The sequence below is a fragment of the Streptomyces yunnanensis genome (genome assembly GCF_029011865.1).
Classification (GTDB): domain Bacteria; phylum Actinomycetota; class Actinomycetes; order Streptomycetales; family Streptomycetaceae; genus Streptomyces; species Streptomyces yunnanensis.
Map to the genome: position 1 here is coordinate 1,256,354 of NZ_CP095749.1, position 22,085 is coordinate 1,278,438.

Annotated in this window: 21 protein-coding genes and 2 pseudogenes; 5 read left to right on the forward strand and 18 right to left on the reverse strand. The window is 66.0% G+C overall.

From position 1 onward, the window contains the following. Positions 1–142 precede the first annotated feature (142 nt). Together MOV08_RS05315 and MOV08_RS05320 are read right to left on the reverse strand one after the other, a co-directional pair. Positions 143–277, reverse strand: coding sequence for a hypothetical protein (locus MOV08_RS05315; protein WP_274911822.1), 135 nt, complete (start codon positions 275–277; stop codon positions 143–145). 830 nt (positions 278–1,107) lie between these two features. After that, on the reverse strand, positions 1,108–1,518 hold the full coding sequence (locus MOV08_RS05320) for a hypothetical protein (RefSeq protein WP_275306541.1): 411 nt from the start codon (positions 1,516–1,518) through the stop codon (positions 1,108–1,110). A gap of 181 nt (positions 1,519–1,699) precedes the next feature. On the opposite strand from MOV08_RS05320, the gene MOV08_RS05325 reads away from it, so the two are divergent. After that, positions 1,700–2,866: a helix-turn-helix domain-containing protein gene (locus MOV08_RS05325; protein WP_275306542.1), complete on the forward strand. Its 1,167-nt coding sequence runs from the start codon at positions 1,700–1,702 to the stop codon at positions 2,864–2,866. Positions 2,867–2,994: 128 nt separating this feature from the next. Here the strand turns inward: MOV08_RS05325 and MOV08_RS05330 are convergent, their stop codons facing one another. The 9 genes and pseudogenes from MOV08_RS05330 to ligD all read right to left on the reverse strand — a co-directional run. After that, a complete protein-coding gene (locus MOV08_RS05330) occupies positions 2,995–3,333 on the reverse strand; it encodes a hypothetical protein (protein WP_275306543.1) in 339 nt (112 codons plus the stop codon). Positions 3,334–3,512: 179 nt separating this feature from the next. Continuing rightward, the gene (locus MOV08_RS05335) at positions 3,513–3,998 is read right to left on the reverse strand and encodes a hypothetical protein (protein ID WP_275306544.1); all 486 of its coding nucleotides are present in this window, start codon (positions 3,996–3,998) and stop codon (positions 3,513–3,515) included. Between the two features lie 429 nt (positions 3,999–4,427). Then, positions 4,428–4,805, reverse strand: a complete 378-nt coding sequence (locus tag MOV08_RS05340; protein WP_275306545.1) for an Lsr2 family DNA-binding protein — start codon at positions 4,803–4,805, stop codon at positions 4,428–4,430. 116 nt (positions 4,806–4,921) lie between these two features. After that, positions 4,922–6,316, reverse strand: a complete 1,395-nt coding sequence (locus MOV08_RS05345; RefSeq protein WP_275306546.1) for a DUF3987 domain-containing protein — start codon at positions 6,314–6,316, stop codon at positions 4,922–4,924. Positions 6,317–6,586: 270 nt separating this feature from the next. Further along, the gene (locus MOV08_RS05350) at positions 6,587–6,928 is read right to left on the reverse strand and encodes a hypothetical protein (RefSeq protein ID WP_275306547.1); all 342 of its coding nucleotides are present in this window, start codon (positions 6,926–6,928) and stop codon (positions 6,587–6,589) included. Further along, the gene (locus tag MOV08_RS05355; RefSeq protein ID WP_275306548.1) at positions 6,928–7,278 is read right to left on the reverse strand and encodes a hypothetical protein; all 351 of its coding nucleotides are present in this window, start codon (positions 7,276–7,278) and stop codon (positions 6,928–6,930) included. Before MOV08_RS05355 ends, MOV08_RS05350 begins: the two co-directional genes overlap by 1 nt. Before the next feature lie 17 nt (positions 7,279–7,295). Then, complete coding sequence (locus tag MOV08_RS05360; protein ID WP_275306549.1) at positions 7,296–7,532, reverse strand: hypothetical protein; 237 nt, start codon at positions 7,530–7,532, stop codon at positions 7,296–7,298. Between the two features lie 3,621 nt (positions 7,533–11,153). Further along, positions 11,154–11,306, reverse strand: coding sequence for a rubredoxin (locus tag MOV08_RS05365; protein WP_275311699.1), 153 nt, complete (start codon positions 11,304–11,306; stop codon positions 11,154–11,156). 416 nt (positions 11,307–11,722) lie between these two features. Next, positions 11,723–11,941: pseudogene (gene ligD / locus MOV08_RS05370) on the reverse strand (non-homologous end-joining DNA ligase LigD); the annotation flags it as partial. Between the two features lie 104 nt (positions 11,942–12,045). On the opposite strand from ligD, the gene MOV08_RS05375 reads away from it, so the two are divergent. Beyond that, positions 12,046–13,107, forward strand: coding sequence for an ATP-dependent DNA ligase (locus MOV08_RS05375; RefSeq protein WP_039629820.1), 1,062 nt, complete (start codon positions 12,046–12,048; stop codon positions 13,105–13,107). Positions 13,108–13,123: 16 nt separating this feature from the next. On the opposite strand, the gene MOV08_RS05380 is transcribed toward MOV08_RS05375, so the two are convergent. The 4 genes from MOV08_RS05380 to MOV08_RS05395 all read right to left on the reverse strand — a co-directional run bounded on the left by MOV08_RS05380 (position 13,124) and on the right by MOV08_RS05395 (position 17,564). Further along, positions 13,124–14,101 carry an MASE1 domain-containing protein gene (locus MOV08_RS05380; protein ID WP_275311700.1) on the reverse strand — a complete coding sequence of 326 codons (978 nt, stop codon included), beginning with the start codon at positions 14,099–14,101 and terminating at the stop codon, positions 13,124–13,126. A gap of 63 nt (positions 14,102–14,164) precedes the next feature. After that, positions 14,165–14,998 (reverse strand): PP2C family protein-serine/threonine phosphatase, encoded by an 834-nt coding sequence (locus MOV08_RS05385; protein WP_039629823.1) that lies wholly within the window; start codon positions 14,996–14,998, stop codon positions 14,165–14,167. 88 nt (positions 14,999–15,086) lie between these two features. Next, positions 15,087–16,643: an APC family permease gene (locus tag MOV08_RS05390; RefSeq protein WP_039629825.1), complete on the reverse strand. Its 1,557-nt coding sequence runs from the start codon at positions 16,641–16,643 to the stop codon at positions 15,087–15,089. Between the two features lie 180 nt (positions 16,644–16,823). Then, complete coding sequence (locus tag MOV08_RS05395) at positions 16,824–17,564, reverse strand: ArsR/SmtB family transcription factor (RefSeq protein ID WP_039629826.1); 741 nt, start codon at positions 17,562–17,564, stop codon at positions 16,824–16,826. Positions 17,565–17,719: 155 nt separating this feature from the next. Between MOV08_RS05395 and MOV08_RS05400 the strand changes: the two are divergent. Next, positions 17,720–17,953, forward strand: a pseudogene (locus MOV08_RS05400) (MFS transporter); the annotation flags it as partial. A 91-nt stretch (positions 17,954–18,044) separates the two neighbouring features. Then, the gene (locus MOV08_RS05405; protein ID WP_275306550.1) at positions 18,045–19,109 is read left to right on the forward strand and encodes an MFS transporter; all 1,065 of its coding nucleotides are present in this window, start codon (positions 18,045–18,047) and stop codon (positions 19,107–19,109) included. Between the two features lie 39 nt (positions 19,110–19,148). Here the strand turns inward: MOV08_RS05405 and MOV08_RS05410 are convergent, their stop codons facing one another. Together MOV08_RS05410 and MOV08_RS05415 are read right to left on the reverse strand one after the other, a co-directional pair. Continuing rightward, the gene (locus tag MOV08_RS05410) at positions 19,149–19,403 is read right to left on the reverse strand and encodes a hypothetical protein (protein ID WP_275306551.1); all 255 of its coding nucleotides are present in this window, start codon (positions 19,401–19,403) and stop codon (positions 19,149–19,151) included. Positions 19,404–19,531: 128 nt separating this feature from the next. Further along, positions 19,532–19,762 carry an acyl-CoA carboxylase subunit epsilon gene (locus MOV08_RS05415; protein WP_039629830.1) on the reverse strand — a complete coding sequence of 77 codons (231 nt, stop codon included), beginning with the start codon at positions 19,760–19,762 and terminating at the stop codon, positions 19,532–19,534. 195 nt (positions 19,763–19,957) lie between these two features. Here MOV08_RS05415 and MOV08_RS05420 point away from each other — a divergent pair, with 195 nt between their 5' ends. Continuing rightward, positions 19,958–21,241 (forward strand): Dyp-type peroxidase, encoded by a 1,284-nt coding sequence (locus MOV08_RS05420; RefSeq protein ID WP_275306552.1) that lies wholly within the window; start codon positions 19,958–19,960, stop codon positions 21,239–21,241. A 31-nt stretch (positions 21,242–21,272) separates the two neighbouring features. Here MOV08_RS05420 and MOV08_RS05425 read toward each other — a convergent pair whose 3' ends face one another. Continuing rightward, positions 21,273–22,031: a chitinase gene (locus MOV08_RS05425; protein ID WP_275306553.1), complete on the reverse strand. Its 759-nt coding sequence runs from the start codon at positions 22,029–22,031 to the stop codon at positions 21,273–21,275. Positions 22,032–22,085 lie beyond the last annotated feature (54 nt).

Consider the following 22,085-nt stretch of genomic DNA (forward strand, 5'->3'; position numbering starts at 1 on the left):
TGCATGGGTGGCACTGGGGATCACGTACAGTACGTGACCCCCAGCACCTCTTCCGCCCCCTTCCGAGACTCATCGAAATCGGGGGAACCTCGAAGGCCAGTCGGCAGGGACGGGAGTCTGATGCCGTCCTGGCGGCGCCTGCTTAGGTGATGTTCGACAGGAGCACCATCACACCAGCCCACAGGCCGAGTACCACCAGGCCCACGAATGCCGCGGCCAAGGTCAGGCCGACCATGATGACGTTGTCCTCGCGTTGCTGCTTCTCTCGCTCCTCCACGGCCTATTGGTGTGCTTCAGCGTTGCAGCCGGCGCATCCTGTGATCTCGTGCTCTAAGTGATCGCTCAGACCATCACCATCCTTGGTAGCACTGGGTAGTAACCCGCCCCGACCAACCGAGCGTGTCAGGAAGGCAGAGGCGGGAACTTGTGGCGGGCCGCCCAGTCCCCGACCAAGGCCGAGCGACCCGCTTGCGCTCCCACGCCTCCGCATGCGCGGGGAACCGGAGACGGAGCGCACCCGGCCCATTGCTGGCCGGGGGTTGTGACCCGCCCCCTGATGATGAGTGTCACCTCGGGGGATCAGGGAGCGGGAGTTCATTGGAGAGAGGTCTAGTGGTTCTCTGTCTGCCAGAGGGCGGCGAAGAGAAGTCCGATGCTGGAACAGATCAGGAGGACGAATAACGGTCCTGCGTACCTGAGGACTCGGTCTCTCGTCTTCTTGTAGAGCCACTTGCAGAACCAGCGGCACAGCTCGAAGAGGCATCCGGCGTTGAGACCCACCTTGCCTCCAGGACATCGCAGAGCTTGTTGGTGGTTGCGACGTTGACTCGACCGAAGTGGACGGTGGGCCGGGTGCCTTCCTCGTCCACGTAGAGGGTGCGGAACTTGATTCCGAACCTCTCCAGCACATCACGGAGGCGAAGGCATGCCTTACTCGCGTCCTCGAATGTCACGGCGTCAAGCTCGACGGGGACCTTGGGAAGTGGGGGCGGCGTGAAGGTCATCCCCGCCTCACCTTCTGGCCCATCTTCTCCGTGGCCTGCTTGTCCTTCGACTTCTTCTCGCACTCCTTGAGCTTCTTACTCAGGTCTTCAGTCGTCCCACTCATCACTCCTCCTCACCGGCATCAAGGGCGTTGGCGAGTCGTCGCGCGTTGGTGATCGAGAGTGAAGGCGGAAGTACTTTGTTCGCCGTACGACCCTTCACCGTGCCCACGATGACCAATGAGGGTGAAGTGCGGATGCTGATCCCGAGTAGAGCCGCATCCAGCTCCTTGGCAGCTACGCGTGCAAGGGGCTCCCTGGATCGGGTGACGCGACCGCCGATGGAGAGGGTCAGCCGCTGCGTCTCCTCCAACGTCAGCGCCGTGAGGCGGACTCGCGAGACCTTGACGCCTTCGACGACGCCGCTCGACACCCTGGACTCAGCACTGACCTCGGCCCGACGCAGCCCGGCGTCCAGCCGTCCTCGTACCTCTTCGGCGGCTTGGTGTGGCGTCCTCACCGACACGTCGGGCATGGCGGATCACTCCTCAACGACGTTGCAGCGTTGACTGCTTGGGGGTTCACGTGACTAGCTGCCTACGCTTAGTTAACGGCCATTCGAGGGACCGAACTTGCACAGAAGTTGCACAGTGGGGGTGCGCCCCGGAGCGGGCCCTTGGGAGGATGGAGATACCCACTGCACCGAAGGGGATCAGATGACCCATGTGGAACGCACACCAGGACCGGGCAGGAACGTTGCGACCCTCCGCAAGGAGCGTGGTCTGAGCCAGGCTCAGCTAGCGCGCATGGCTGGGGTCTCACTTTCGATGCTGAGCAAAATCGAGGTGGGCGACCGGCCTCTGACTCAGGGCATGGGGGCCGCCCTGGCGAACGCTATGGGCATCACCCTGGATGAAGTCCTCGGTAAGGCTCCGGTCACGAGCGAAGACAACCTCAAGGAGCTTCGCTCCGCCATGCGCCGCTTCGACCTTCCGGGGGAACCTCCCGTCGAAGCGGAAGCCCTGAAACTGGACCTCGCGAGGCTCACCAAGCACCGGTTTAACACTGAGCTGTCGGAAGTCCTGTCAATGCTTCCCGGGCTCACCAGCCGAGTCACGAACTACGCTCACGCGGCCGGCACACCGGAAGCCTGGGCGATGGTTGCGGACACCTACAGCACGATCTATTGGGTTGCCGCCCGGCACAGGTGGCTCGATCTGGCCGAACTGGCTTCGGTCAAGCAGGTACTCGCCGCCGAGAGGGCAACCACCCTGGTTCAGGTTGTGGCCGCCAGGGATCACGCCGGAATGTTCCTGAACGGTGGCGACTTCGCTGGGGGCCTGGCCGTCGTAGAGCGAGCCATCGTCAAGGCCGAGTCCACTCTCACCGGCCCCGAAAGGGCGTTCGGCCTAGGAACTTTGCACCTTCGGGGGCTCACCTTGGCTGGCCGACTCAGGGACAAGGCGGAGGCTGACAAGCACATCGAACGAGCCGAGCGGCTGGCCGGCGAGTTTCAAAGCGATGTGGTCAAGCACGAAATGCACTTTGGCCCCCAAAATGCCGCCGTTCACATCATCTCGACGTCCGGGGACCTTCGTAGGCATAGCAAAGCACTTCAGGTCTCCAACGATCTTCAGCGGCAAGAGATCAACCTGCCCGCCACAAGGGTCGGGCCGATGCACCTGGACACGGCAAGGGCGCGGCTCGCTCTCGGAGACAGAGATGGAGCCTTGGACTCCCTGGAATCAGCATGGGCGGTTGCCCCCCAGTTGGCGAAGGTTCACCCCACGAGCCAGGAGCTTTTTCGGGTGTTGATCTCGCTGCACAAAAGGAGCAATCCGCGATTGAACCAGATCGCCAAGAGGGCCAAGGTTTCCATCTAGGGTCCGACCGTCTGACCTGCCCTTCCCCGGAGCAACAAGAAAGCCCCCGTATCAGCCGGGGGCTTTCCCTGTAATCCACTGCTAGGACTGTCCTAGCAGGCAGCACCTTACACCCGCCGGCGCTTGGTTCATGACAAGATCTCCGGCCCTGCCACGCAGGCGTACTCACCTGTGCCCGCGTCTCGACGGTACCGTGCACGGCTGACACGGTGCCCGTTCTCTGCCTTGCCCAGGATCCGGAACCACTCGGGAGCCGACGGCAACCCGTCAGGCCGTTCGAACTCCTGATACACGTAGGCCGTTCGTTTCCCTAGAGCCTCGGTGGCCATCTCTGCTTCTTTGATGCTGTGCATGGCTGCGACTTCGATGATGCGTTCATACCCGACACCAGGGTTAGGCCAGACATGCCAGTCTTTGCCGTTCTCGCTGATCTCGACTTCGAGGAGTAGCTTTTTTGCTCGGATCATGGGTTTCGCAATCCCATGTCCGCACCCTATTCAAACCTTGTTTGTTGCAATTCCATGCTTTGAGCCTAATCAACCCAACTAACCATTAGACGGAAAGTGATGTATTGATTTCACTACTCTGAGTAACGTGTGTGGGAAAATAAAAAAGAGCCCCCGGCGTGTGCCGGGGGCATGCTTTGTTAGTCCCAAGACTTGGTGCGGTCAACCTTGGTGATCTTCCACGTGTAGTGGGCGGATTCCTTGAGTTCTTCCGCCGATGACGTCTTGCCGATGACCGTCTGTCCGGGCTTCACGTCGTTCTTAAAGTCGCTGAAGTCTGCGACTCGGTTACCCGACGGATCGTCTACTTCGCCGTCAATCTCGTAGTTAGAACGCTTGGAGCTGTGGTTGACGAGCTTGTATTCGATCTTGTCGAACCCCTGGCCTTCGTAGGGCTCGTCAATCTTTGCCGAGGTGAGCGTCACGTCCTTGCGCGGGTCGCTCACCGTGTTGTCCGAGCCGGTGACGACGTCATCGTTGGTGGTGCTGCCCGACTTGGCACCGGCCCCGGTGTGGCTGGTGCCGGCCGCATGCTCCGCCGTCGAGAGGCTGCCGCAGGCGCTGACGGCACCGAGCACGACAACTCCGGCGACAACACCGAGCAGGCTCTTCAAGGGCGACTTCATTTTCTTGTCTTTTCTTCTTGTTGTGGATGCCTATGCCGCGTCCGCGGGCTGGCCTTTTTCTTTAGCTTCGAGTCCTGTGAGGATCCAAAACACGTTGGATGTGGAGAGCCCGACTTGCTTGCCGATTTCGGCAGCCGTCATATCCAGTTCTCTATGCATCTTGGCTATCACCCGAGGGTCAATAACCCTGCGATGCTCCCACGTGTCCATCTTTCCCTTCCCAGACCTCTTGAGTCGCGTGTCATGAACAGTAAACATCCTTTGGACTTGCTCGCTGCACAGCAAAGGTCCCGACGCCGCGGGACCTTTGTCATGTGCTGTCTTTATTTAATGTTCACTGGTCGTTCCCATGACAAGTCACGGGAGCCGAGAACGGCGACCAAAAGAAAAGACCCCCAAGGATCCCTTGGGGGTCATTCCTACATCTGGTTATGAGTGGGCCTTGTCGTATGCCTCTTCGATCTCGGTGGGGACACGACCGCGGTCCGACACTTCGTATCCCGCTTCCTTGGCCCACGCGCGGATCTGGGCGAGCTTCATGGTCCGGTCGGGGCTCGTGCCCGCCGTCCGCTTCGCAGGCCGAGCAATGTAGGAGGGAGCCGGGGCCTCCACTACCCGCTCCACACCAGCCTCAGACAGCGCGTCCAGGAGGTCATCGCGAGACTTCTCGTAGGCCGTCAGCTTGGTCGAGAACGCCTTACCAAGCTTCTCAAGGTTCTCCATAGCATCTTCAGCTACTTCACCCTTGTACTCCTTGCCATCAATGGTGATGGTTACAAGCTTCTTGACCTCGAACGGGCTAGACATGATGCGCTCCCTTCCCCTTGCTTCTCTATGTTTCTTGCACGCTAGCATAGTTAGCACACATAGCAAAAGCCAGCCCTTAGGACTGGCTATCACTATCTGAGCTATCTGCGGGATGTTTAGTTCAACAAGTCGGCGAACTCGTTGTCATCTTCGACCGACATAGTCACAGAGGCCACAGGAGTCTCACAGCCAATGGCCTTGAGCCGGGGCCCGGATGCCTGCTCAGGCACGGATGTCGTCGGCTCCTCGCCGGCCTCGCCCATCTCTTCCGCGGTCATGAGTCGGAACATGGTGGGCTTGCGGCCACCGTTGAGGCTGCCCAGGCCACGCCACATGTCGATGTCTTCGCGCTTCTCGGCCCAAGACTTGGTGTACCGGGCAGGCACGCCAGTCAGCTTGAAGATGTCCGTGCCGGAGATCCCTCCGGGGTTACGGCGAAGAACCTTGAGGATCTTGTCCTCCTCAGTCTCCCCGCTCACCATGTCGGCACTCTCGCCCATGATGTGGGCGACAGAGTCAAGGCCGTGCCGCACGAAGCTCCATGCGGCCTCGATGTCCGCCACGCTGATCTCGTCCCGCAGGTTGATGAGTGCGTAGATGGCGCCGACGCGCCACACGTTCTCTACCGCGCGAGGAAGGAAGTCCTCGATGTACTCGTCTTCGCAGCGGTACTCGTCGATCTCGTCCCGCAGGCCCTCATCGAAGAGATCGATGGCTTCCTCAGAGAGCGTGATCTCGTCGATGCCACCAGCGAAGGCGACGGCCCGAGCGAGGATCGCTCCGGCTTCCTTGATGCTGTCCTCGTTGATGACGTGCCGCATGGACAGGCGCTTGGAGCGGGTCACGTGCTGAATGACCATGCGGTTGTAAGTTCCGCCCGCAACATCGGTCGCGCTGATGTTGTCCCGGAAACCTCGCGGGGTCGAGTGGCCGTGGACAACGAAGCGAGGGCTCCGCAGTACCCCACCATCGGCCACCATGTTTTGAAGGTCAGCGCCGTCCCATGCCTTACGCATGACACCTTGCAAGGTCGCGTCCCGCTTACCGCGCTTAATGACGGTCTCGTACTCGGCTTCCACCAGGAGCATGCGCGTGTCGGTGACGCTCAGGCCGGCGTACTCGCGGCCGTTCTCCTCGGCGTCCCGCATGGCCGCAAGAGCACTCTCACGGCGCTTAACGAATGCCCGGATGATGCCGGACCCAGACGACGCACCAGACGACTCGTGGTCGGTCAGGAAGTCCGGGCACGCCACGTTGCAGACCCGTGCAGCCATGGCATAGGCAGTGCCTTTGCGCCCCTTACCCGTGGCACCAATGAGAAGCGTCCAGACACTGACGGGCATCTCTCGGCCGCCAATGTTCAGCATGACTTTATCCCCGACCATGCAAGAGACCTGAGATAGAAGGGCGGCCAGAACGCCGGCGGGGTCAGCTTCAGTCTCGGGCATGACCAGGTCGAGGATTTCCCTAACCTTCCCGACGGTCATTCCCTCTACGGGATGCTCACTCACTCGGCAATTCCTTCCCCACCTCAGACGCTTCTACTTCATTCGCAGACTCCACAGAATCCACCCCGAAGAGAATAGCATGCAGCTTGTCGGCATGTTCCTTGCAAAGGTCCGCACGCATGTTCCCAATCGACGCTTCCTCGGTAGCCACCTGATTCTTTCCCTTGCGGTGGCAGAGGTCGCAAACAGTCCAGCTAATAACCATGATCACCCTTCGAGCTTGAGCTTCCATAGCAAAGAGCCCGACCGTAGCCGGGCCCCCACTAAAGCCGCTCAGTCACCGAAATCGTCGGCATCTTCCGCCATACCGCTTAGCGTGATGGCAATGTCTCGTGCCTGCTGCGCGGACTGTCGCAGTATCTCGGCAGCCTGCCGGTAACCGTCATTGGTCACGAGTGACCCATCTTGTTTGACCCTGACTTCGGGGTCACGCTGGCCGGCCTCGTAAGCGTGCTGCGCTTCCGCAGCGGCCTGCCCTTGCTTGTCCGCGTACACGTGGAGCGCGTTCACGATGGCGCCCCCCTGCCGTTCCACGTACAACCCGATGTCGTGGCGACGCTGAACACGCCCCACAAGCGCCCCAAACACGCCCGGCTTCTCACCGTTGTTCGTCATCACTGTTCCTCCCCCGCTATCTCCGCCAAAGCCCTTGCCGCCCCTGCTATGTCGCACGCCGCGAACCAGTCAATGTCGCCGTGGTCGGCGCACTCCCATACGGCCGTCTCGGGATCCCGCCACCAGTCACCCGTCAGTCCCTTGTGGGAGGCCGCTAGCGCACGCAGCACCGACTGACACAACAGGGGTCCGTCCATTGCGTCGGTCCGCATCCAGTGATGTTCGAGCGTCACCACGCGGACGGCCTCGTCGTCCTGGTCGAGCACGACCACACGCAGGCCCGGCCGGGCCTTGCTCCACTTCGCGACGACTTTGAACCCGAAGATGTTGGGCGTGAACCCGACTGCCATCTGATCAAACGCAGTTGTCACTTGATGACCTCCACGGCGTCAAGTGGAAATATCTTGTACCGGTCCCACTCGTGAACCTTGTTATACGAGCCGTCCAGGTTCTGGTCCGGCTCTTTCTCGACAACCACATGCGTAATGTTGGGTCGGTTCATCTTCGGGCCCTCATACAGGACTCCCACGATCGGGCCACGCTCCAGAAACGTGTACTTCCTATTGCGGACACGCACGCCTAGCTGTACATCTTTGAGCTTCACTCCCCACCGTCCTTGCGTGGCCGCGTTCCCATGCTTCGAGATTCGAAGAACTTTCCAGCCTGCATATCGAACTCGATCCCACCATCCGGGAAAAACGTGTAACGCAACTCCCCTACACCCTTAACTATCTTCTTAGCGCTTCCCGGGTGCCATGCACTATCCCCGTCACCTAGCTCTACGAGCACCGTTCCATGCGAACCATGGGGACGCCTGGCGAGGATGCTTTCCGCACTGTGATGCATCACTAGATCCCTCCGTATTGCCTTGTGGTGGCCTGACAGGCCATGGCTCGGACCCTGGCAGGTAGGGCCCGACCAAAGCGCGTCACGCTCGGTACAGCTAACAAGTTAGCTGACAAGAGAATGCGTCTTGCTCGCCAGGATGGTTACGCCATGCTCGGCCAACACGTCCGCATATCGGCCGTTGTCCGACACGAACACGTTGTATTCCGGGTCAAGGTCGTACGACCAACACAACATGTGGCTAGGGTGCGCCTTGATTCCCGTCCGCCGATCGCCGCATATCTTGCGAGCATCCGACTCGGAGACATGCCACAACACCCGACGCTTAGTCGGGGACGTGTTCCTGCTCGCTATGAACACCGCTACGCGATCCATTACTTATTGCATCCTTCCTTGATCGGGTTGTGTGTTACGCCAGGCTCACTAGCCCTGCGATGCTTGTCGCAACGAGGGTCACAGGCAAAATGCTTCTCCCCGTACATTTCCCTGCATTCCCAATGGGTTACAGGCTCCTCACAGAAAGGTATGCACTTAACCCCCTCCGCTGCCGCATAGCTGCTGTAGTGGACTCCCACACGCTTACTCACTTGCTCTCACGCTCCCGAAATACGTCAATCATGAACTCAAGGTGTCGCACATCGTGATCTAGGCACCATGCGTCGTTGGGATCCCAGTGTTCATTCCTGTTGATCTTCGCTACCCGGTTAGCTATGCACTCGCGCGCCTCCCGGATGATCTCGTTGTCAGGATCGACGCTCATCGCCATCCCTCGCACTCTCCGGGGTACGAACACCCGGACCCATCGCAGTAACCCGTGAAGCAATGCAACGACTCGGCCGGATCACATGCACGACCATCCGCCTTAGCGTCGTCGCACGGCTCACAGAAGTATTCGGAATCATCCAGTGGACCTATCACGGGCGTGCCGCAGCAATCGCAGTAGCGGTAACCGTGCGCACAGTCCCGACCGGAGCGCAGTGCGGAACCGGCACGCGCCGCCGCCTGACGCTGATGCCAAGACATGTCCAAGTAATCGAGCGTCGTAGTCATAGCCGTACCTCTCGTCAGTGCAGAGCCATGCAGTGGTGTTCAACCGACCCCATGCGGGTACCTAGCCGCCTGAAATGGTGAGACTCGAAAAGCCCATCCGTGGCGCGTTCGCTAATAGTGCTCACGAGAGCGTCAAGGTCGTATCCCACGTAGTTGAAATCCCATCCCTGACACATCTCCGCTATCTCCGGATACCAGCCAGCCAGAGCATCAGCCATGCATGACTCGCACGCCTGATAGTCCGCAGGTTCGTAGTAGAAAAACCGCTCCGCCATTACCCCTGTCACCTCTCGCCCGTGGCTGACGTGCACGCCGCGTAGGTCTTGTGCCACAGAGCCATATCGTTGGGCGCCTTATCCGTGCCATCCATAAGGCAGTCTGCGAGCCTGTCACGGCCGTCCGCACTGCCGTCCGTAAACCCGTCGTTGTAGTCGGTCACGTGCGCCTTATCGGCAGCCTTAGCGTCCACGCTATGAACCGTGACCCCTGTGCCAGTAGCAAGCATCACGGCAGCCACACCCGCAAGAATCCAGTTCCTCATTACCAACCCACTCCCAGCGTTTCCATAAGTTGATCGACCGTAGGCGGCTCGACTCTTGATCTCTTTATGATCTTTCGGAACAAGCCCCGAGGTACCGTGAAATCAACCGGACACCCAAAGACTTCCAGTGCCCCAAAGTGCTCGCTGCACAGGTTCCGGGATTGCCTCCCGTGCCGGTACCCGACCACGTAAGGCAGGGCACCTGTTGCCTGACAGTGCCTGATGTCGCACTCGCGTTTGAGATTGACAGCCATGTCGCCTCCCCTTTGTTTTACTGCGTGCCCATGACCGGTCTTGCACCTGATAACCGCTTACACCGGTAGCCATGGACTCATGAGGGTGATACCTCCGCCGGTTGTCGCTTGGGGCCACCGGGCAACCCGTACGCGGTTTGACACCTTCCTTAGCCACTTGGCTTTGGCGTGTGCGCTTCCGCTCTCTCCCGGATCCTTAGATCCTTGGCCGCTTAGAGTCTGTCCCCGGCTTAGAACCTTGGTTCTTCGCTTCGTTTGGGCCGTTCCCCTTGCGACACCCAGAACATTACGCAACTTGTTAGCTGTACGCAAGCAAGTCCATAAGCCTCTGACCTGCGGTTTTTAACATCACCAACGCCCTGACCTGCATAAATGCCATCTAGGTAAAGTACATATTAATCTAAGTAGTCATAGCACTACGTACAGTACCCAAGCTGACTCTACCTAGATACATAGGAATATGCGCGCACGCATCTAGCACACCATTTATCCCTATGTCCAGAAAGCCATGTATGCCAATCTAGGCGCCTACCGCATACACCTAGGTCCTATACGGCACCCCTATATAGATAGGCCCCCATGCAGACACCTATCCATTGCTACTCTTTGCGCTTTGGCTTCACTCTTTGTGTTTTCATTCATCCTTTACTCTGCAACCCTTGACTTGGGTTCTCCAATCAAGCATCACCATCCCAATGAGACAAGCATCACCATAGAGAAGCATAGGCAACATGCAAACAAACATATAACGTAGAAAGAATGCCTAAAACAGACATCTCTCATTCGGCATCCACAACCCACCTAAGGAACTCCCCCACTCGACAGAGGGTCCGCTACTTGCCTGCCGGAAGAAAGATGGGAACCAACCTAACTAACCCACAACAGAGGGCATCCATCCCTAACCATAGGGTTAATAGTTGATTAGGTAGGTTCCCTTGCCTGCATTCAATAAGGAATGTCTATGCATATGGGGGGTAATGTTAGTTCGTATCCGCATAAGGAACCGCCGGAGGCTCTCGCTCGGCATACGTACGAACCAAGGGTCTAATGATCTTGTTTTGGCATCCCTGATATGCTTAGGCGATCTAACGAGCTTCAACATGGCCTTCTAAGAGCCTTTCGAGAGGCTTGGCGACCAATGATGCCAAGGGGCACCCCGAATCACCCTAAGAGGCCATAGAGGGCTCCCTAGAGGCATTGAGGGTCCGTCTAACCCCTCCAACCTAGGGCGCCTATCCCTATGTTTGTGAACTCCATCACAGCAGTGTCACTAAATCGAGAGAGTGACAAGTACGTCATTAGTGGAGGGGTAAATATATATACCCTCCAGCCATAGATGGACCTCTAGCCTAGGTATAGGTAGACATGCAACGGCTAATAGATGATCTAGATATGAGTAAGCCCCGGCTATCGGAGCCGGGGGTTGCTTCACTGGTTTATCTCTTCACAAAAAGACCCCCATGGATGATCAGTCCATAGGGGCCTATACCCTCCCGCCCTCTCCCTGCATCCAGTGAAGGGCTAAGGGAACGTTCTAGAGCTCGACCAGCTCGAAGTCTTCCTTCGGGCCAACACACTCTGGGCAACGCCAAGCGGGTGGCACGTCTCCCCAGCGGGTTCCCACCGCAATGCCGGCTTCCGGCCAGCCTTTCGCTTCGTCGTATACGCAGCCACAGAGTAAGCACATGTACTTGCGGAACCCGATCTCGTTCAACGCTCTACCTCCTAAGCGTTTGGTGATCTCTGCCAGGCGACCCTACGCACTACACAGGCCACCCCTGGCGGCTTCGGGGAACTTCACCCAGGAGTACTAAGAGGTGGCCGTCGAGGGCCACACTCCGTGAACCAACCTAACTCACTCGTGACTCTCTGCAATGGCCCGCTCACAGGAGACGGGCCCGGCGATGTGAACGCCGGGCCCGCCCTGGAGACCATCTGATGGGCTGTCACCGTAGTCAGCATTGAGTCAGCATGAGTCCTGTCAGAGGCTGTTTCAGGGGGTCACACCTGCAACTCGCTTACTGACCCCGAAAACCTGCTCTGACCTGCTGCGATGCAGGTCAACCGCAGATCAGGCTAGACTCCTCTGCACCCCCGGATGCCCTTCTGGTAGAAGAACTCGCCCTCGACGCCGTCGGGGAACCGCTGCATCGTCGTCGGCCGGTCCCGCAGGCCGCGCAGCACCCCGTCCGCCACGGAGAGGTAGTACTGGGCGACGTCCAACTTGGTGAATCCGCGCGCCGGGTAGTACGTCTTGTCCGGGTTCGACACGCGCACCGCACGCCCCGCGACGTCCAGTTCCACAGCTCGGGCTCCGGCCATGCCTCCACGCTAGGGGCCGCCGGGGGACCCCGCGCGGTGGGCGGCCCGGCGGGGCGGCCGGTCCCGGCGGGCGGGAACGGGCGCCGGCCCGCAGGATCGAGGGCATGGACCTGCCCGTGATGCCCCCGGTCTCCCCCATGCTCGCCAAGTCGGTGGCGAAGATCCCCGCCGGTATGCAGTACGAGGCCAAGTGGGACGGCTTCCGCGTCATCGTGTTCCGGGACGGCGACGAGGTCGAGATCGCCAGCCGCACCACCAAGTCGCTCAGCCGCTACTTCCCCGAGGTACTGGCCGCGGCACGGGCCGAACTCCCGCCGCGCTGCGTGCTGGACGGCGAGATCGTCATCGCGCACGACGGCCGGCTGCACTTCGAGGAACTGCTGGAGCGCATCCACCCGGCCGATTCCCGGGTGCGGACGCTGGCCGCCCGCACGCCCGCCTCGCTGGTCGCCTTCGACCTGCTGGCGCTGGACTCCGCTTCACTGCTGGACGAACCGCAGGCGGCCCGCCGGGAAGCCCTGGTAGAGGCGGTGCGGCCGGCCCGGGCGCCGGTGCACCTCGCGCCCGCCACCACCGACCGGGAGCTGGCGCAGCGGTGGTTCGCGCAGTTCGAGGGGGCCGGGCTGGACGGGGTGATCGCCAAACCGCCGGACCTGCCGTACCGGCCGGGCGAGCGGGTGATGTACAAGGTCAAGCACGCCCGGACCGCCGACTGCGTGGTCGCGGGCTACCGGCTGCACAAGAGCGGGCCGGTGGTCGGCTCGCTGCTGCTCGGACTGCACGACGACGCCGGGCACCTCCAGCACGTCGGGGTGTGCGCGTCGTTCCCCATGGCCCGGCGGCGCGCCCTGGTCGAGGAGCTGGCGCCGCTGCGGATGGACGACGCCACCGGGCACCCCTGGGGCGCGTGGGCCGACGAGGCGGCGCACGCCGGCCGCCGGATGCCGGGCGGGCCGAGCCGCTGGAGCGGCGGCAAGGACCTGTCGTGGGTGCCGCTGCGCCCGGAGCGGGTGTGCGAGGTGGGTTACGACCACATGGAGGGCAGCCGGTTCCGGCACACCGCACAGTTCCGCCACTGGCGTCCCGACCGCACGCCGGAGAGCTGCACCTACGCGCAGTTGGAGGAGCCGGTCGGCTACGACCTGGGCGAACTGCTCGGCGACTGACCCGGCGGGCGGCCGGTCAGCGCTCCGGCGGCCAGCGGCGCCGGCTCTCCCCCGGTGCCAGCCGGTCCACCACCTCGGCGAGCTCCTGACACACCTGCTCGATCTTCCGGCGGATGGTGTTCTGCTCGGTGACGATCGCCGAGAGCAGCAGCGCGGTGAGCGCGGCGGAGGCGTTGAACGCCTGGAGGTTGACCATCGACTCCAGCAGGCTCCGCCCGGTGAACGGGCCGTACCGGCCGGTCGCCGCGCTGATCGCGAAGACCGACATCAGCAGGACGCAGGGCGCCGCCCCGACCAGTTGGAACCGCAGCGCCGCCCACACGATCACCGGGAAGACCAGGAACAGCACGGACAGCGAGGTCCGGGTGACCACCAGCGAGACCACCACCGCGGTCACCAGCAGCGCCGCCGCCTCGCCCCACCGGTACAGGGGGACGTCGCGGAACGGCCGGACCGTCCGGAAGGCGAGCACCAGCGGGGTGATCACCAGCACGCCCATCGCGTCGCCCACCCACCAGGACGCCCAGGTCCGCCAGAAGTCCCCGGCGGGCAGTGACCCGGTGAGCACCTGGGTGCCGCTGCCCAGCGTCGCGCTGATCACCATCGCGGCGAAGGCGCCGAGGGAGACCACGGCGACGCCGTCGCGCAACCGGTCCAGTTCGGTGTGGAAGCCGACCCGCCGCAGCATCAGGCAGGCGCAGACCGGGGCGAGGGTGTTGCCCGCCACCACGCCGAAGCCGGCCAGGTCCGGCCGGGTGAGCGTGGAGATGACCAGGAAGGTGCCGACCGCGATGCCCGGCCACATCCGCAGGCCCAGCAGGAGCAGACAGCTCAGGGCGATGCCGGTGGGCGGCCACAGCGGGGTGACCACGGCGCCCGCGATCACCACCTGCTCCAGCAGGCCGATCTTCGCGGCCCCGTAGTAGAGGGCGGCGAGCACGAGGTTGCCCAGGGCGGCCGGAGCCAGCCGACGGATTTCCCCGGTGCGCACCACATCTGCCATCAGACAATGCCGGCGGGCGGCCGTCGGACGCGACACGCGCTGCCGGTCGGGGCTTCACCCGGCCCCGCGCCGCCCCGCGTCGTGGCACAACACGATCACCGCGGCGTCGTCGGTGTGGCCGGTCAGCTCGGCGACGCACATCACCGCGCCGGCGACCTCGGCCGGGTCGTCGCCGGCCATGGCGCTGACCAGCCGGGCCACCTCCGCCAGCCCGGCCTCGATGGGGAACGACGGCCCCTCGATCACCCCGTCGGTGAGCAGCACGAACGCACCCGCCGCGGTGAGCCGCCGGCGGGTGACCGGATACCGCTGACCGGGCAGCACACCGAGCGGGATGCCGCCGGGGTCCTCGGCGACGCCCCATCGTCGGTCGGTGGTGGCCCAGACGCCGGGGACGTGTCCGGCGCGGGCGCTGGTCAGCTCCCAGGACAGCGGGTCGAACCGGACGAAGGTGCAGGTCGCGAAGAGCTCGCAGTCGATGGACAGGAGCAGGTCGTTGGCCCGGCTGAGGACTTCGCCGGGGTCGGCGGCGTGCGCGGCGACGGCCCGCAGGCCGATCCGGATCTGCCCCATGAACGCGGCCGCCTCCACGTCATGGCCCTGGACGTCGCCGACGGAGAAGGCCAGCGACCCGTCGGGCAGGGGGAATCCGTCGTACCAGTCGCCCCCGATGGCGAGGCCGTGCCGGGCGGGGGCGTAGGTGGCGGCGGTGCGCAGACCGGGCAGCTCCGGAAGGGCGGCCGGCAGCATCTCGCGCTGCAGCACCTCGGCCAGCTCCACTCTGGCCCGCTGGAGCTCCGCGCCTTCCCGCGCCTGGGCGGTCAGCCGCCCGAGCGTGGTGAGCAGATCGTCGGCGCTCGCCGCCCGCGGGGGACGACGCCGAAGCATGGCCCCATCATATTTCGGGGGTCCGGCATCCGCTTGACGGCCTGAACGGCCGCGGGCGCCCCGGTGGCGGCTCCGGGGCGTGGCGGGCTCAGCCGGCCGGCTGCGGGGCCGCGGTCAGCTGGCCGACGCCGGACCGCACCGCCCAGAAGAAGACCGCCAGCGCGGCGGCGGCCACGGTGAGCGAGTCGTAGGGGGCGGGCAGGTGCCCGGAGCCCTTGAAGGTGCCCAGCCAGGACAGCACGGTGAGCCCGACGAGGTAGACCACCAGCCAGGCGCCGATGCGGAGTTCGGCCCCCAGCGAGCGGCGCGGCCCGGCGCCGTCGTCCTCGATGACCCGCGCGCCGGGACGCCGCATCCACAGGAAGAGCAGCACTCCGGCGAGGACCAGCGGCAGCGCCAGCCGGAGGTGCTGCCACCCCGACCAGTAGACGAACTCGCTGGCCACCACGAAACTCAGCGGGGCGATCCAGCGCAGTCCCGGCACCCAGCCGGCGGTGCCGCCGGGCCCGGTGCGGAAGACCGCGACGGCGACCGCGGAGGCGGCGTAGACCAGCAGGTACATGTCGCCCATCACGCTGACGATGTCCTGCCAGCCGCCGAACGGCAGCAGGAACAGCACGATGACGACGAGGTTGATGACCAGTGCCCGGCGCGGCATGCCGGATCCCTCGTCGACCTTCATGAAGTAGCGGGGAATGGTGCCGTTCTTGGCCAGCGCGTAGGTGTGCCGGGCGTCGATCGCCACGCCGACGTAGGCCGAACCGCCGGGCGAGAGCACCGCGTCGGCGTAGAGCAGGCTGGAGAGCCAGTGCAGGTTGAGGATCAGGGCCAGTTGACCGAAGGGGGAGTCGAAGGAGACGCCCTTCCAGCCGCCGCCGAGGAGGTGTTCGGGGACGGTGAACAGGTAGGCGACCTGGAGCGCGAGGTACATCAGCAGCGCCAGGCCGATGCCGGCGAGGACGGCCCAGGGGAGGGTGCGGCGGGGCTTTCGGGTCTCGCCGGAGAAGTCCAGCGGCGCCTGGAAGCCGTTGACGGAGTAGACGATGCCGCCGCCGGCCAGCGCGGTCAGGCAGGCGACGTAGCCGTACGGGGCGAATCCGCCGTGGTCGGTCAGGCGCCCGGAGTGCCAGCCGGAGGCGATCAGGGCGAGCACGGTGGCGATCGGTACGGCGATCTTGAAGATCGAGACCAGGGTGTTGAGCCGGGCGAACAGCTTGACCGCGAACCAGTTCAGCGCGGTCAGCAGCACGCTCAGCCCACAGGCCAGGGCCAGCCCGGCGAGGGTGAGGGTGTGGCCGTTGTAGAGGCCGGGGAGGTAGTGCGCGGTGTACTGCATGATCGCGCTGATCTCGGCGGCGGTCCCGCCGACCGACAGCAGCACCGACCAGCCGACGAGGGTGCCGACCAGCCGGCCGTTGGCGAACAGCGGCCAGCGGACGGTGCCGCCGCCCTCCGGCCGGGACGCACCCAGCTCGATCATGACCAGGGCGACCAGTCCGCACAGCAGGCCCGCGCCGATCCAGGACAGCAGCGAAGCCGGTCCGGCGGTCTGGGCGGCGTACATGGCCGCGAACAGCCAGCCGGAGCCGACGATGTTGGAGAAGCCGATGCCGGTCAGCCCCCAGAAGCCCAGGTCCCGCCGCAATCGGCGTTCCTGTGCCCGCACTTCGGGCGCTGCGCCCCCGCCGGGCTCGCCCGATACCTGACGTTCCGCCACGGAACGGCCTCCTCGCCTCGCGATCTGCGCTGGTCAGGACCCTACTCGACATGTTCGCGCCAGAGGGAGGCCGAATGTTGCGGCAGTGTGAAGCGTGTGGCGGCGGGGTCAGACGAGCTGCTCGGGGGTGAGGCCGAAGGTCTCGCCGAGCCCCCGGCGCCCGGCGTCGGTGAGCCGGACGACCCGCCGGTACCGACCGTTGCGCAGCCAGTCCAGCGCGAACAGCCGGGCGGTGACCGCGCCGCCGACCGCGCCGGCGAGGTGGTGGCGCCGCTCGCCCCAGTCGACGCAGTAGCGGACCGCCGAGCGGCGGCGCGGCAGGTGCTCCAACTCCACGCCGAGCGCGGTCAGTCGGCTGCGGCCGTGGGGCGTCAGGAGGTAGCGGACCGGCGCCTGGGCCGCCTCGGTGCGCTCCTCCCGGAGGATGCCGTCGGCCAGCAGGGCCGCCATCAGCGCGACGCCGAGGCGGCCCGCCAGATGGTCGTAGCACAGGCGGGCGCGCAGCAGGGCCCGGGCGCGGGTGTCGTCGTTCAAGGAGTGCACCGGCAGCGGCCGGGCGATCAGGGCGAGCTGTTCCAGGGCGCGAGCGACGTCGGGCGTGGCAAGCCGGTAGTAGCGGTGCCGGCCGTCGAGTTCCACGGTGAGCAGCCGTGCCGCACGGAGCCTGGCCAGATGGCCGCTGATGGTGGAGTTGCTCACCCCGGCCTCGGCGGCCAGGGCGCTGGCGGGCAGCGCACCACCGCCGGCGAGGGCCAGCAGCACCTTGGCCCGGGAGGGGTCGCCGATCGCCGCGGCGACCTCGGCCACATCGGTCTCGGTGCGGGCTTCGAGCTGCGTCCGGGCGTCCATACCGCGACCGTACGGCGCGAACGCTTCGCCAACCGGCGAAACGTTCTCGCGCGCGGAAACGGACGGGGGACGGCTCGACCGCCGTGCGCACCGCCCCGCCCCGTGGCCAGAACGTTTCGCCGGGGACCGCAACGATCCGGCCCGACACTGACCGCATGACGACGATCGACACCTCCGCCCCGGCCCCGGCCCGCACCGGCCGCGCCTCGCCGCTGCCCCTGGTGGCCGTGTGCCTGGGCTACTTCCTGGTCATCCTCGACGTCACCGTGGTCACCGTGGCACTGCCGGACCTGGACCGGGCACTGGGCGCCGGGGTGACCGGTCTGCAGTGGACGGTGGACGGCTACACCCTGGTGTTCGCCGGGCTGCTGCTGTTCTGCGGCGGGCTGGCCGACCGGTTCGGCGGGCGGACGGTGTTCCTGACCGGGCTGGCGGTGTTCGCGGCGGCCTCGGCCGTGCGCGCTCGCCCCGTCGATCGCGGTGCTGGTCGCGGCCCGGCTGGTGCAGGGCGTCGGCGCGGCGCTGCTGGTGCCCGCGTCGCTGGCGCTGCTGCGGGCCGCCTATCCGGAACCGGCCGCGCGGGCCCGGGCGTTCGGCGTCTGGGGCGCGATCGCCGGAATGGCCGCCGGGGCCGGGCCGGTGCTCGGCGGGGTGCTGGTCGCCTCGTTCGGCTGGCGCGCGGCGTTCCTGGTGAACCTCCCGGCCACGCTGGTCGCCCTCGTGCTGACGATTCGCCATATCCCGCGCTCCCCCACCGGACCACGCCGCGGCGGCCTGGACGTTCCGGCCCAGACCGCCGCGGCGGTGAGCGTCGCGGCACTGGCCGCGGGCTGCATCGAGGCCGGCGCCCCGGGGCACCCGCACTCCGTCGTCCTCGGCGCGTTCGCCGTCGCGGTGCTGGGCCTGGCCGCGTTCGTGTTCCTGGAACGCCGCGCGCCGGCGCCGATGCTGCCGCTCGCCCTCTTCCGCGGCCGGGCCTTCACCGCCGCCACACTCGTCGGCGTCCTGCTCAACACCGGCTTCTACGGGCTGCTGTTCCTCGCCCCGCTCTACTTCCAGCGGGTCCAGCACTACAGCACGCTGCGCACCGGCTTCGCGCTGCTGCCGGCCGTCGGCCTGTTGGCGGTCGGCTCCGCGCTGGGCGGGCGCCTGACCGCCCGGACGGGGCCGCGGCCGCCGATGGTTGTCGGCCTGGTCATCGGGGCGGCGGGCCTGGCCGGCTGGCTGTGCGCGGGACCCGGTACGCCCTATGCGGCGCTGGTCGGCCCGATGGCCGCGGCCGGTTTCGGGACCGCGCTGACCATGCCGTCCGCCACCGCGGCGGTGATGGAGTCCGCCCCCGGTGAACGGGGCGGCGCCGCGGCCGCGGTGTTCAACGCCGCCCGCCAGCTGGGCAGCGTCCTCGGCGTGGCGGTCTTCGGCACGCTGACCGCCGGTGGGTTGGTGCCGGGGTTGCACACCGCGGCCGTGGTGGGCGCCGCCGGGTTCCTGGTCGCGGCCCTGCTCACGGCACGCCGCGCACCGGGCACGGCCCGCACGGCTTAGGCCGTGCCCCCGCGCGCCCGCGTCGCGCCCCCGCCGTCCTCACCCGAAGGCGATCAGCCCGACGGCCACCGCCGCGACCGCCACCGCCCCGACGACGAACGCGAGGATCACCTTGCGCTGCCAGGGCGCCAGCCAGCCGCTCCGCAGGGCGCCGCCCATCCGCCCGTACTGCTCGATCCGCCCCATCGGCGTGAGCGGCTCGGTCGCACCCTGCGGCATCCCGCTGGTCCAGTCGGGGCCGGGCTGCGGATAGCGGCGGCGCCAGCTCTCGTCCTCCCGCCACGGCAACGTCATACGGCTGCTCCTCACGGTCGTTCCCGACGGCCGCCTGCCCGTGATCCGCGTCGGCACACCCGCGTCCGGGAGCGGAATCCGCCCGGGACGTCCCGCCCGTCGCGCGAGGGCGCTTCCGGCCCCGGTGCTCACCCGCAGACCCAGCAGCCCGCCCAGCACGCGGAGCGGACCTGGTGGTTGCGCAACTGCGGCCCGGTGAGCGCGTCGCGGTGCTCGTCGCCCCGGCCCTCGGCGAGCGCGCGGGCCAGGGCGAGCCGACTGCACACGATGACGGTGAGCGCGGCCAGCTCCTCGGGATCGGCGCGGCCCCGGACGATGCGCAGCGGCACCTCGGCGGACTCCTCGGGCGGACGGGTCATACCGCCGACGCTAGGAGCGGGAGGTGGCGGCGGCCCGGCGGCCTGCGCCGTTCGGCGGCCGGTCCGCCTCCACAGGCGTGATTTCGATGGGCCCGGCCGTGTTGTTCCCGGGCGCCGCCGGGCGGGCGGCGAGGATCGCGCGCAAGTAGGGGCACGCACACCGGCGGCGGATGCCGCAGTGGGGAAGGCTGGGCGATGAGATCTGAGCGGACCGGCGACGAGCAGGGCCCGGCGCAGGACGGCGGGCGCCGGGGGTTCCTCAAGTACGCGGCGGGGATCGCCGGGGTGGCGGCCGGCGCCGGGCTGGGCGGCGGCACGGCGGTGGCCGTCCCGGCGGGCCGGACGGCGGCGGAGGGCTCCCCCGACCCGTCGGGCGACGGCCGTCAGCTGCCGCCGGACCGGGTGCCGTTCCACGGCCGCCACCAGGCCGGCATCATCACCCCGCAGCAGCTCTTCGCCGGGTTCGCGGCGTTCGACGTGCTGGTGCAGAACCGGGCGGACCTGGCGCGGCTGCTGCAGAGGCTGACCGACCACTCCCGGGTGCTGTCCGCCGGGGTGAAGCCGAAGGACGAGCGGACGGCCTCGGAGCCGCAGACCCCGGACTCGCTGACCGTCACGGTCGGCCTCGGGGCGTCCCTCTTCGACGACCGGTTCGGGCTGGCCGGGCACAAGCCGCGGCACCTGAAGGCGATGCCGTCCTTCCCCAACGACCGGCTGGAGCCGGCGCGCTGCCACGGCGACCTCTCCGTCCAGGTCTGCGCGGAGCACCCGGACGCGATCGTGCACGTGCTGCGCGAACTGAGCCGGGCGACCCACGGCATGCTCCGGCCGCGCTGGCGGATGGACGCGTTCATGAACCCGTCCCGGCCCTCGGGATCGCCGCGGAACTTCCTCGGATTCAAGGACGGCATCGTCAACCCCGACACCGAGTCGGCGGCCGAACTGGACGACCTGATCTGGGTGACGCCGCCGTGCGGCGAGCCGGACTGGGCCGAGGGCGGCAGCTACCAGGTGCTGCGGCTGATCCGCTTCCACTCCGAGTCCTGGGACGAGGTGCCGGTGCGGCGCCAGGAGGAGATCTTCGGACGGCACAAGGCGAGCGGTGCGCCGCTGGGAGGTACCAGGGAGGACGAAGCGCCGGACTACCGCGACGACCCGGACGGCCGGACCGTCCCGCTCGACTCGCACATCCGACTGGCCAACCCGCGCACCCGACGCACCGACAAGTCCCGTTTCCTGCGCCGGAGTTACAACTACAACCAGGGGTACGACCGGCACGGGCAGGTGGACCTGGGCCTGGTCTTCTGCGGCTACCAGCAGAACGTGCAACGGCAGTTCGCCACCGTGCAGCACCGGCTGCGGCACGAGCCGCTGTCCCGCTTCATCACCCCGGAGGGCGGCGGCTACTTCTTCGTGCCGCCCGGTGTGCGGGACGAGGAGGACTGGTTCGGCGCCCGGCTGATGCGGGACACCCGCTGACGAGGCGGGTGTCCCGGCGGCGGGGCCCCGGTCAGCAGCTGAGGTGGTCGCCCGGCACGGTGCCGAGGATCTGCGCGAAGCGCGTGTAGTTGTCGATCCGGTTCTGCACCTGGCCGGGGTTGCCGCCGTTGCACTCCAGCGAGCCGTTGATGCTGCGGATGGTCTCGCCGAAGCCGGCGCCGGTGACCATGGCGTTGTGCGCGGTCATGGTGCCCGGTCCGTTCTGGGTGTTCCAGTACCACAGCGCGGTCCGCCAGGCGACGGCGGCGTCCCGCTCGACGAGGTACGGGTTGTTCAGCAGGTCGATGCCCAACGCGTCGCCCGCGGCCTTGTAGTTGAAGTTCCAGCTGAGCTGGAGCGGTCCGCGTCCGTAGTAGGCGGCCTGGCCGGCCGGGCACCCGTACGGCTGGGTGGCGTCGCAGTAGTGCGGGTAGTTGCCGGTGTTCTGCTCCACCACGTAGACCAGGCCCCCGGTCTCGTGGCCGACGTTCGCTAGGAAGGCGGCGGCCTCCTGGCGCTTGACGGTGTCGCTCCCGGTGTTCGCGAACTCCGGGTAGGAGCTCAGCGCGGCGACCAGTCCGCTGTAGGTGTAGAACGGATTCCGGTTCGGGAACATCTGGTTGAACTGCACCTCGCTGACGACGAATCCGTCGGCTCGGGTGTCGGCACCGGCCGGGGCGACACAGGAAGGACAGCCCGCCGAGGCCGCCGCCGGCGAGGCGGGTGCGACGAGGGCGAGGCCCACGGCCATGGTGGTGGCGCTTAACAGGGCGGCGAGGCGGGTCTTCATGGCGGTGACTCCTTCGGGCGGCCGGGCCCCGCCGACGAGGAGGGTGCGGGAGGG